This window comes from Syntrophomonas sp. UBA5494 (genome assembly GCF_002426325.1).
The window spans coordinates 1-10,210 of record NZ_DIPG01000090.1 but is presented as its reverse complement, the minus strand read 5'-3'; the positions used below and the strand labels follow the sequence as shown (position 1 = coordinate 10,210).

13 protein-coding genes and 1 pseudogene are annotated in these 10,210 nt (G+C 53.0%); 2 read left to right on the top strand and 12 right to left on the bottom strand.

What is annotated here, in order from left to right:
• From B3W37_RS09850 to pgeF, 12 genes and pseudogenes are all read right to left on the bottom strand, one after another.
• Positions 1-525: pseudogene (locus B3W37_RS09850) on the bottom strand (hydroxylamine reductase); the annotation flags it as partial.
• Between the two features lie 62 nt (positions 526-587).
• Positions 588-998 carry an RrF2 family transcriptional regulator gene (locus B3W37_RS09845; RefSeq protein ID WP_481038297.1) on the bottom strand — a complete coding sequence of 137 codons (411 nt, stop codon included), beginning with the start codon at positions 996-998 and terminating at the stop codon, positions 588-590.
• Positions 999-1,173: 175 nt separating this feature from the next.
• Positions 1,174-1,464, bottom strand: a complete 291-nt coding sequence (locus tag B3W37_RS09840) for a DUF167 domain-containing protein (protein WP_481038296.1) — start codon at positions 1,462-1,464, stop codon at positions 1,174-1,176.
• 1 nt (position 1,465) lies between these two features.
• Complete coding sequence (locus B3W37_RS09835; RefSeq protein WP_481038295.1) at positions 1,466-1,963, bottom strand: DivIVA domain-containing protein; 498 nt, start codon at positions 1,961-1,963, stop codon at positions 1,466-1,468.
• Between the two features lie 139 nt (positions 1,964-2,102).
• Positions 2,103-3,986 carry a peptidase U32 family protein gene (locus tag B3W37_RS09830; RefSeq protein WP_483175599.1) on the bottom strand — a complete coding sequence of 628 codons (1,884 nt, stop codon included), beginning with the start codon at positions 3,984-3,986 and terminating at the stop codon, positions 2,103-2,105.
• Between the two features lie 84 nt (positions 3,987-4,070).
• Complete coding sequence (locus B3W37_RS09825) at positions 4,071-4,343, bottom strand: YggT family protein (protein WP_483168688.1); 273 nt, start codon at positions 4,341-4,343, stop codon at positions 4,071-4,073.
• An 18-nt stretch (positions 4,344-4,361) separates the two neighbouring features.
• Positions 4,362-5,159, bottom strand: coding sequence for a pyrroline-5-carboxylate reductase (proC, locus tag B3W37_RS09820; RefSeq protein ID WP_483168690.1), 798 nt, complete (start codon positions 5,157-5,159; stop codon positions 4,362-4,364).
• Positions 5,159-5,587, bottom strand: coding sequence for a cell division protein SepF (locus tag B3W37_RS09815; RefSeq protein WP_481038291.1), 429 nt, complete (start codon positions 5,585-5,587; stop codon positions 5,159-5,161). Before B3W37_RS09815 ends, proC begins: the two co-directional genes overlap by 1 nt.
• 28 nt (positions 5,588-5,615) lie before the next feature.
• On the bottom strand, positions 5,616-6,302 hold the full coding sequence (locus B3W37_RS09810; protein ID WP_483168691.1) for a YggS family pyridoxal phosphate-dependent enzyme: 687 nt from the start codon (positions 6,300-6,302) through the stop codon (positions 5,616-5,618).
• A 36-nt stretch (positions 6,303-6,338) separates the two neighbouring features.
• Positions 6,339-7,355 (bottom strand): sensor histidine kinase, encoded by a 1,017-nt coding sequence (locus B3W37_RS09805; protein WP_483175598.1) that lies wholly within the window; start codon positions 7,353-7,355, stop codon positions 6,339-6,341.
• 38 nt (positions 7,356-7,393) lie between these two features.
• The gene (locus B3W37_RS09800; RefSeq protein WP_481038288.1) at positions 7,394-8,113 is read right to left on the bottom strand and encodes a response regulator; all 720 of its coding nucleotides are present in this window, start codon (positions 8,111-8,113) and stop codon (positions 7,394-7,396) included.
• A gap of 9 nt (positions 8,114-8,122) precedes the next feature.
• Positions 8,123-8,938 carry a peptidoglycan editing factor PgeF gene (gene pgeF, locus B3W37_RS09795; protein ID WP_483168692.1) on the bottom strand — a complete coding sequence of 272 codons (816 nt, stop codon included), beginning with the start codon at positions 8,936-8,938 and terminating at the stop codon, positions 8,123-8,125.
• 51 nt (positions 8,939-8,989) lie between these two features.
• On the opposite strand from pgeF, the gene B3W37_RS09790 reads away from it, so the two are divergent.
• Both B3W37_RS09790 and B3W37_RS09785 read left to right on the top strand, forming a co-directional pair.
• Positions 8,990-9,295: a putative signal transducing protein gene (locus B3W37_RS09790; RefSeq protein ID WP_481038286.1), complete on the top strand. Its 306-nt coding sequence runs from the start codon at positions 8,990-8,992 to the stop codon at positions 9,293-9,295.
• A 222-nt stretch (positions 9,296-9,517) separates the two neighbouring features.
• Positions 9,518-10,210, top strand: a 693-nt coding sequence (locus B3W37_RS09785) for a hypothetical protein (RefSeq protein ID WP_483175597.1), incomplete at its 3' end; no start/stop codon positions are given.

Sequence of the window (10,210 nt, the reverse complement as noted above, 5' to 3'; positions counted from 1 at the left end):
CCTGGTCATGAACTCATAGATCTCCTGATTTTCCTGTCCCAGGATCTGTGCATGGTAGGCATAGGCCGCAATCCCGCGCAGTCCATAGAGCAGAATTTCCTGTAGAGAGCGAATGTCCGGATTAGCCTGGCGGTCAATGATAAGCCCTGCTTCCTCGCCTTGTTTGATCATCTCGCTCAAGGTGGCAGCCGGCTCAAATGCTATGGCTCCATCCAGGCTGATGCCTTTGGCCTCAAGCTCTTTCGTAAGACCGTCCCGCAGCTTCACTGTAGTTGTAATCGAGGCGGTAATCTGCACCGGGTCAAAGGTGACATTTGTCAAGAGGCTGAACATGGCCGGCATGAAGTGGCGATCCGCCTCGGTCAGGTCCATACCCGTGGGACGGGATTTTTCCACCACGGACGCCAGGCTCTGCAGGGCATGCCCCAGCAGATCCTGCAAGGCTGCTACATCAGGGCTTTTGCCGCATACTCCTTTGACGGTACAGCCGCCTTTAGCTGTCTGCTCACATTGATTACAGAACATCTTGTCATCCTCCTATAAAAGATTTTGTTGAGTACTATTATCCACAATTAGAGTAAAATTTTTTATTCCGGGTTGTCCGCTAACAGATCTAAAAGGGATTCGCGGTTGAGTTCCCGAAGCAGCGCAGCCTGCCCTCTGGCCAGAACCCGGTGCACCGGACAGGTCGGCTGATTGGGGCAATCATAACCCGGTTCCAGGCAGACATTGAGGGCCAGGGGACCTTCTACCGCGGCGATGATGTCCGCTATGGTGATCTCGCCCGCGGGTTTGCCCAGGCGCACTCCGCCCTGCACCCCACGCTGAGTGACGACCAGACCTTGCAGCGACAACAGATGCACGGTTTTTTTGAGAAAATCCTCTGGTATCCCCTGCCGATCGGCTATGAGCTTGCTGGCCAACACTTCCCCGGACGGGTTCTTGGCCAGTTCCAGCATTATTTTAATGGCATATTCGGCCTGTCTGGTGATTTGCATTTTCTCTGCTCCTGTTGCTTAAAGTGGATAATGTTTATCATGTTTGTTATGTTTTGATTATAACGGCTAACCGCCAAGATGACAAGTAGTTTTTGGGCTGAGAAAAATTGCCTGAAACAGCAAAAGTTGAAGTGATTATTTTGAGAGGCTTAATGGATGGCTGCCCCTGATAATCCTAAGCTAATCCCAATCTAGCCAGGAGCTGCTCTCTGTTCAGGCCTTTGATCTCCACGGTTTTATGGCGGGAGGATTCCCCTTTGGCCAGGTGCACCTGGCTTTTGGAGAGCTTCAGCCGCTGGGATAAAAAAGCCACCAAGGCCTGGTTGGCTTCGCCTTCCACTGGTGGTGCGGTGATTTTTATTTTCAAAGCCCCCTCGAATTCACCCACGATCTGATTCCTGGAGGAGCGCGGCTGAACCAGGACCTCCAGGCGCAGGCCTTCCCGGGTTTCAATTATATTGAGCAACCTATATTACCTCCATCTTGATAGCCTCCAGACCCTCCATCATCTCTTTGAGGTCTTTGCCGTAGAAAAAGCCGGCCAGGTCTTCAAAGCGCTTCTGGCTCTTGTCCAGCATTTCCATCTGCCCGCCCAACTGGGCTTTGAGTTCAGCGCTGTAAATATTGAGCCGCTTGATCACATCCTGGTATATGTTGAGCATCTCGGAAATTTTCTGTTTGGATTCACTCAGCATCAGGGCCGCTTCACGGTGAGCGTTCTGTTTTAATTCTTCGGCGGTCTGCTGTGCCAGAATGAGGCTGTTGTTCATGGTCTCTTCCATCTTGCGGTATTTGCTGATCTCAAATTCCAACCGCTGAATTTGATCGCGCAGGGTGGCGTTTTCATGGAACAACTTCTCATAGTCCTGCGCCACCAGGGCCAGGAAATTGCGCACTTCCTCCTCCTTGAAGCCACGCATGCTGCGGTTGAACTGCTGACTGCGTATCTCCATGGACGTCATCATTAGGCAGCCCTCCTTTTCTATTTGGTGCAACCCCCGTGGAATACCCGGGGTTTCAACATCTCCTCATTTTATACTCATACTTATTTATTTTGGCGCGAGTCAAGAACCATCCCCGCTTGCGCGCTGGTGTGAGGCGGCGCTACAGGCGCCGGGCGGTCAGTCCATCCGGGAACAGCTCTATAAGCTGCAGGTAGGAAGGCTGTTCTAGCCGCTTTCCCTGCGCCATGTCAGCTATGGCCTGTTGATAGATTTCTACCACCTCCCGCAACAGCTGAGGATGATAGAATTGCCCGTCAATACGGAAGCGTTTAATGCCGGCCGCCGCCATACCCGGCAGGTGGTTGAACAAGGCCAGATCATAGGGGAAATAAATATGGTTGCGGCATTGCCAGTCGGTTCTGATCTTAAATGCCTGTTCGTAGCAGTCCATCAGAGCGTAGCCGGTCTTTAAGCAGTGAATCTTGCAGTCGGCCGCGCTATCATCGCTCCAGGAACGGGCCGGGCAGTAGTCGGTGATCATGCCGCACAACGGCCCCTGCACCAGAACCTCCAGTTTTTCGCCCAGGGCAGCCAATGCCCGGAGGCTGTTCCGGTCGGTTTCCAGCGAGGCGGTGACGAGTGCGGCCCCCTGGTTCAACAACCAATGGGCGGTTTCGTAATTGGCGACATTCAGGCCATACCCGGCTTCCACCGCCATATCCATCTCTCCGGCCAGCTTCCATGCCCCGTATTCATTAGCGATGACCCCCTGCCAGGGAAATTGACTCCAGGCTTTTAGATTTTTCCGCAGCGGGTCCAGGTTATCCTGGGTGATGATGCGGGGGGTTTCCGCAAAAAGTCCGATATCCTCCGCTGCAGCCAGGTCGAAGGCCGTCTTGAGTTGTTGCCGGGTCCAATTGGAGCCCTCCTGACGCATCTTTTCCATTCCTATTATCAGTTCTTTGACCCCGCTGCCCAGCAGTCCGCGCATTTGATCCAGAGAACCTATTTTAACCCGCAGTTGCGTCTGGCAGGGCGCAAGCACCGTTTGGGGCTGATAGTCTTCAGCTTTAAGGCTCAACAAAGGCCGGGCCTCGGTGGGGAAAAAGGGCTCCCGCGAACCATCCAGCCCGATCGCTTCCCGACCGGGACGCTCCAGGAGATTGCCCAGGGTGAAATCGCGCTGCCGGTGGTTGATAAGCAATTGATGGTCTTCCGGATCCGGGGCGGCTTCAGGATCGCTCATGATGCGGTCCAGGGCCTGGCGGTAAACTGAAATAATGCTGGTCAAATACCCGGCTTCACGCATGCGCCCTTCGATCTTAAAGGAGCGCACCCCGGACCGGGCTAATTCGCGCAGGTAAGGATATACACACAGGTCATGGTGGGCCAAGTGGTAGCTGAATTCTTTCGGGTCGGCAGCTGCGCCGGTGAGGCGGTAGGCCCAGCGGCAGGGTTTGATGCAGCGGCCCCGGTTGCCGCTGGCGCCGCTAAGATAGCTGCTCATATAGCATTGTCCGGTATGGGCTATGCACAGATCGCCGTGGGCGAAGAATTCCAGGGAAAGTCTGCAGTTCTGGTGAATGCTTTTTATTTCGGCCAGAGAGAGGTTTTTGGACAATATAGCCCGAGTGAAACCCTGCTCTTCCAAAAACTGCACTGCGGCCAGATTGCCGACGCCCATCTGTACACTGGCATGCAAGGGCACGGTCAGGCCCATTTCCTGGGCCAAAGCCACCACTGCCATATCCTGCACGATCATGCCGTCAGCCCCGATATCCTGCACAAAATCCAGATAGCCGCGCAGTTCGCTCAGTTCGCGGTCATAGTAGAGGTTGTTTACGGTGATGTATAATTTTTTGTCCTGCTGATGCAGATAGGCGGCCGCATCCTGAAGTTCCTCAGGGGTGAAATTCATACCGGGTTTGAGCATGCGCATATTGAAGCGCTTGTCTCCGCAGTATACCGCATCAGCCCCGGCCTCAGCCACAGCCTCTAATACTTCCCATTTTCCGGCTGGGGCCAGGAGTTCTAATTCTCGCATAGTTTAAAAGACAACTCCTTTGATAAATGACCAAATGACCGGCAGATACCGGCTCTTATGATTCGTAGTTATTAGATCAGGCGGTTAGAATCTGAATATCATCAATATGACCCGGATAACCGCCCAGCGCACCACTTCCAGAGCTAAAACCACCACGATGGGTGAAAGATCCAGCCCGCCCAGCATCGGCACCAGGCGCCGGAAGGGGGCCATGATCGGTTCGGTGACCTCGTACACAAAACGGATGATGGACTGGTAAGGATTATGGGGTATAAATGACAGCAGACAGCGTATAATCACCATCCAGATTAATACGCTGAAGGCGATATTGACGATTTGGATTAATAAGCCGCTCAATTCTTTCTCTCCCGTCTTTTATTGTCTGCCCAGCTCTATGGAGCGCTGGTAGGCTTTTTCAATGGCGTCGAAGAAAGCCTTGCGCAGGCCGTTGGCTTCCAGCTGCCTGACCCCGGCGATGGTGGTGCCGGCAGGAGAACACACCTGTTCTCTCAGTATAGCCGGATGCAGGCTTTCAGACTCCAGCATGGCCACGCTGCCTTTAAAGGTCGCAAGCACCAGTTCCCGGGCCAGGGGCGCATCCAGGCCGACATTCACCGCGGCGTTAATCATGGCTTCAACCGCTAAAAACACATAGGCCGGGCCGCTTCCTGAGACTGCGGTGACAGCGTCCATCAGTTTTTCTTCAACAGTTACCGCCGCACCCAACTGGGCAAAAATATCCCGGGCGATCTGCATCTGCACCGGCGTAGCCAGCTTGCCCGCACACAGGGCCGATACCCCTTGGCCGATTAAGCAGGGGGTATTGGGCATGACCCGGATGACTGCGGTTTTACAGCCGCTGGCCTTTTCCAGGGTTTCGGTCTTGACCCCGGCCAAAACCGAGATCAACAGTTTACCCGAACTCCAGGTTCCCAGGCTGTCCTTCATGACCTGCTCGAGCTGTTGGGGTTTGACCGCCAGGATGATCACATCGGCCGCCTCTATGGATTCGCACAATGCGCAGGCCGCGGCTCCGAACTCGGCCTCGAACAAAGCGCTGCGGGCCGGGTTGATATCATTGCAATAAACTGCCGCAAAAGCCTGCCGGTCAAGTCCTTTGAGTATGGCGTAAGCCATTTTGCCGCAACCGATAACTGCCAGTCTTTGGGGCACTATTTATCACCCCCGAAGATATTGCCTAAACCATGTTTGCGCATTATTGACCGGGCGTCCCTGGCAATCTCCACATTGCTGGGGGTGAAGATAAACACATGCTGGCCCAGCTGCTGGCTGTTGCCGTCCAAGGCATAGGTGGTGCCGCTTACAAAGTCAAGAATGCGCTGCGATAATTCTTTAGGGGTATTTTCAAAGTTCATGATTACCTGTTTGCGGTTTTTCAGATGATCGGCCAGAATCTGCACCTCATCGAAGCTTTCCGGTTCGCAGACCACCACTTTCATGGTCTTATTGGAGTGTATGCTGACCACATTGGAAATACTACGCATGTTTTCTTCGGGAACTGCCGGCATATCGATGACTTCCTCCTGGACTTCCTCCGCTTCTAAACCAAGCCAATTCCATAATTTGTTAAGTTTACCCATTCTACTTACCTCCTTGTCCCTTTGCTCACTAACGATTTTGCTCCCCAAACAACGCGGTACCTACCCGAATCATGGTAGCCCCTTCCTCTATGGCGCTTTCAAAATCCTGCGACATCCCCATGGAAAGGTGCCTCATCTCCACATTCTGGCAAGTCCTACGCTTATAGCATCGATAAATTTCGTGCAATTCTTTAAATATTGGCCGAGATTCTTCGGAATCTTCCGAAAGAGGAGCCATGGTCATCAAACCCTTTATCCTCAGCCACTTCAACTGCCCCACCGACTGCAAGAATTCTTCGATATCGGGAACTAATACCCCGGTCTTCTGAGCTTCACCGGCCAAACTGACCTGCAGCAAGGCCGGAACCTCTATTCCCATCAACCCGCCTCTTTTATCCAACTCTTCGGCCAGAGACCAGCGGTCCAGGGAATGGACCAAAGCCGCCGTGCCGACCACGTCCTTGACTTTATTGGTCTGCAAACGGCCGATCATATGCCAACGGGCTTCGGGGAAATGCCCCTGCTTTTGCTTCAGCTCCTGGGCCCGGTTCTCGCCAAAATGGGTCAGCCCCAGGGCCATGGCCTGCTCTACGGCTTTTAAGCCTACGGTTTTGCTGACCGCAATCAAGGTGACTTCCTGGGGGTCGCGGCCGCAACGCCGGGCGGCGGCTGCAATCTTTTGCTGTATATTATGTAGATTTTCGACTATGCCCAATGAATCGCAACTCCCTGCTTCCCGGTTCCCGGGACTCTAAACAGTCAGAAAACAAACTCCAAAAGTGGAGCCTTTGCCCACTTCACTCTTGACAAACACCTGCCCGCCATGTGATTCCACGATATGCTTGACAATGGAAAGCCCTAAACCGGTGCCCCCCTGACTGCGGGTGCGAGCCTTGTCCACCCGGTAAAAACGCTCGAACACCCGGGAAATGCTGTCCTCGGGTATCCCCACCCCGGTGTCGGTCACAGTAATTATAATACGGCTTTCCCGCTGTTTGCAGCGAATGATCACGACTCCCCCGATAGGGGTGTATTTTATGGCATTATCCAAAAGATTGATCAAAACCTGGCCCAGGAGGTCTTCATCGGCATGCACATCAGGCATGGCCGGCGGGTAGATGAATTTAACCATCAAATCCTTTTCACTGATCTGCGGCCCCAGCATATTGATCACCGAGCGGATAGAGCGGGCCAAGCCGACCGGCTTGGGCTGAATCAGCTTTTCTTTGGATTCAATGGAAGAAAGGGTCAAGAGATCCTCAATCAGTCTGCTCAGACGATCGGTCTCGGTGTCGATGATGGTCAAGAAGCGCCGGCAGGTGTCGGAATTGCCCATGGCTCCGTCCAGAAGAGTCTCTACAAAACCCTTGATGGAGGTTAAAGGGGTGCGCAGCTCGTGGGAAACGTTGCCGGCAAACTCGGACCTGACCTGGGCAAAATTACGAATGTCGGTGATATCGTGGAAAACCACTACGGTGCCTTCCAGCTGGCCTTGCTCGTCCTTGATGGGCCGAACCAGAACCCGGTACACCTGATTATGGGTTCCCAGCATGGTCTCAGTAAAAGTTTCTTTGCCCCCCAACAGGGCTTCGTCAACCATGGCCACCAACTCGCCATTATTGGGGCTGATGGTTTCCATGGTCTTGCCTACCAGGGTGCCCCTGGCGGTGCGAAAGATTCTCTCGGCGACATGATTGGCCACTATCACCCGGCCGTCCAGGTCAAATATGATCACGCCTTCGACCAGGCTGGTCAATATAGCTTGCATTTTAGGCTGATCCAGTAATGTAACCATGTTTAATACCTCTAAATCACCGATTTATCTTCAGTAAAACGATAACCTACTCCGCGGACGGTTTCAATATAATCCGGATAAGCCGAGTCGTCGCTGAGCTTCTGGCGCAGGTGGCGAATGTGAACATCCACCGTTCTGGTATCACCAGAGTACTCATAGCCCCAGACCTTTTCCAGCAAGGCTTCGCGGGTAAACACCTTGCCTTGATTGGAGATCATCAGGCCCAGTAACTCAAATTCCTTGGGGGTCAGTTCCAGCTTCTTCTCACCGATAAAGGCTTCATACTTTTCGGGGATTACCAGGAGATCTTTATACACATATACCTTTTTGCCCATGGCCTTCTCGGCCTGCAGAATTTTCAAAGCGCGCAGCCTGGCCTTGACCCGGGCTATCATCTCCCGGGGGCTGAAAGGCTTTTTGATATAATCGTCAGCGCCCATCTCCAGTCCCAAAACGGTGTCGAATTCCTCGCCTTTGGCGGTGAGCATTATGATGGGAATGCTGTTGTACTCCGGGTTGAGTTTCAAAGTACGGCATACCTCCAACCCGTCGATTTTGGGGAGCATGATATCCAGGATAATCAGGTCGGGCATCTCGCTCTTGACCTTCTGCAAGGCGCTGAGGCCGTCATAGGCCACAACCACTTTGTATCCTTCTTTTTCCAGGTTAAACTTGACCAGCTCAACGATATAGGTTTCGTCATCGACTACCAGTATCTTGGTGTTCTGCATTTCTTCTCCTTATTTCCTGAGAGCTATAGCCGCGCCCATGCGTCCGGTTTGTCCCTGATCGCGGCGGTAGGAAAAAAAGCGCTCCGGGTAGCAGGCGGTACACAACGGGCAGGTGATGATGTTGTCCCAGGGAATGCCGGCAAGCATCAGGATCTGCTCGTTGGTGGCTTTTAGATCCCAGGTATAGCCGTGTTCATCCTCATAAATTATATCACTAAAATCGCGAAATCTATCCTTTACTTTCTGCACCAGATCAGGCTGAACGCGATAACAGCAAGCGCCGATGCCGGGGCCGATAAAGGCCTGTATATCCCCCGGAACAGAGCCCATGGTCTTGACCATGGCCTGTACGGTTTTGGCTGCAATCTGCAGGTAAGTACCTTTCCAGCCGCTGTGGGATACGGCTATAACCCGCCGGGCCGGATCAAAAAAGAATAATGGGATGCAATCGGCATAAAAAGTGGCCAGAGCCAGATCGGTCTGGTCGGTAATCATCCCATCCCAGCCGCAAAGTGCGGTCTGATCACTGTAAGCCCCGCTGCTGCGGTCTTTGCGGGATACTATACCCACTTCGCTGCCATGGATCTGCTGGCAGGACACCATATCCTCCAGCCCCAAGCCAAAAAGCTGCATCAGCAGCTGCCGGTTATGCACTACCTTTTCGGGGTCGTCGCCCACATGCAGGGCCAGGTTTAAACTGTGGCAAGGCTGGCTGCTCAAGCCTCCGGTGCGGGCGGTAAAGACCACTTGCGCGCCTTTTTCCTGCCAGGACGGCACGGTTATATACTCGAGACCATGTAATTGTTGCCAGGTCCAGCGGTTCATTTGTTCAACCTCTTTCTTTCGCGTACAATATGGTTAAGGAGGTGGGTTGTAATGAGCAGTCACTCCGTTCCCCCGACCCCTGAAGGCAGCGGGGGCAGTCGCGACCAGACTATGGTTTGGGTTACTCTAGTACGAGTCTTTCCTCCTGATGACATTATAATTGAAAGCCTGTTAAGATCACAGGAAATACCTTATCGAATCGAACGCAATGCCATTTCGCAGATTCCGCTGTCGGTAGGACCTTATGCGGAAACCGTGATAAAAGTGCCGCAGGAATGGGAAACCGAGGCCTTGAGGCTCTTGGAGCCCGTTCCTGAGCAAGCTGAAGGCGAACCCGGCACGGCTCCGGATAATTAAGATAAGGGCTGCTTCTCCATCCGGATTATGGAGTTGTCTTGAATAGTCTGCATCCTGGCCGGATCAGCGGTTTGATCTCTGCGGATTTGAACCTCAGGGCCGGGATCCCCCCTTGAAAACAATACAGTTTTGCTCAGATTGCAGCGCTTTATCTCAATGGTTTTTGGTTTATTTGGATTTCTGAATCCGGATGGCCGGAAGCAATATCAGTAAGCAAGGAAGGTGCCCAACTTGCTGACCATCAGCCAGGTGGCCCGACGCTACCAGCTTAACAACCGCCAGGTTCACGAATTGATGGAATATGGCTATCTGCAGGTCTCACAGGTCTTACGCAACGCCAACGGGGGCCTAAGCTATCTGTTTGCTGAGAAGGATCTGGAAGCGGTCGATATTTATTCGTCACTGGCCGACCTGCAAGATAAAAAATCCCTCCTGGGGGGCCGGGGCCTCAATAAGGCCCGGTTCAGCAAAGTGCTAAAGGCCGTCCACCATTACGACCGTTTTCTGGCCAGCATAGCGGGCCTGCCCGGCGAGGAAGTCCTGCGCATATCGTTTTACTTATTTCATCTTAACCATTATGCCAAACGTTATCCAGAGCAAAGCCAGGAACTGTATTCCCTGAAGAACCGGGTGATAAAAAAGCTCTACCGGGAAAATCCGGATCTTATTCAGGTGCGCTACCTCATGGGGCCGGACCGCACCCGCATCTGGCTGTGTGAAGACTGCAAAGACTCGGCCCGCAGCGCAGGCTTTTCCTTTGTGGAATATTTAAAAAAGGGACATCACTGTCCCAAATGTTTTGTGCAATCGGTTGAACCCGAATATTACTCGCTTTTCGAGTTTATTATAGCTCTAGGCAACTACCGTTTCGTTTTTCACCTGCCCCGCTCCTCAGCCCGGCGCTGGTTAAAAGAT

What these genes read in the sequence shown, in the direction of transcription:
- B3W37_RS09845 (WP_481038297.1), bottom strand. Translation starts at nt 998, where the DNA reads ATGCAAATCACCAGACAGGCCGAATATGCCATTAAAATAATGCTGGAA.
- B3W37_RS09835 (WP_481038295.1), bottom strand. Translation starts at nt 1,963, where the DNA reads ATGATGACGTCCATGGAGATACGCAGTCAGCAGTTCAACCGCAGCATG.
- B3W37_RS09830 (WP_483175599.1), bottom strand. Translation starts at nt 3,986, where the DNA reads ATGCGAGAATTAGAACTCCTGGCCCCAGCCGGAAAATGGGAAGTATTA.
- B3W37_RS09815 (WP_481038291.1), bottom strand. Translation starts at nt 5,587, where the DNA reads ATGGGTAAACTTAACAAATTATGGAATTGGCTTGGTTTAGAAGCGGAG.
- B3W37_RS09805 (WP_483175598.1), bottom strand. Translation starts at nt 7,355, where the DNA reads ATGCAAGCTATATTGACCAGCCTGGTCGAAGGCGTGATCATATTTGAC.
- B3W37_RS09800 (WP_481038288.1), bottom strand. Translation starts at nt 8,113, where the DNA reads ATGCAGAACACCAAGATACTGGTAGTCGATGACGAAACCTATATCGTT.
- pgeF (WP_483168692.1), bottom strand. Translation starts at nt 8,938, where the DNA reads ATGAACCGCTGGACCTGGCAACAATTACATGGTCTCGAGTATATAACC.
- B3W37_RS09790 (WP_481038286.1), top strand. Translation starts at nt 8,990, where the DNA reads ATGAGCAGTCACTCCGTTCCCCCGACCCCTGAAGGCAGCGGGGGCAGT.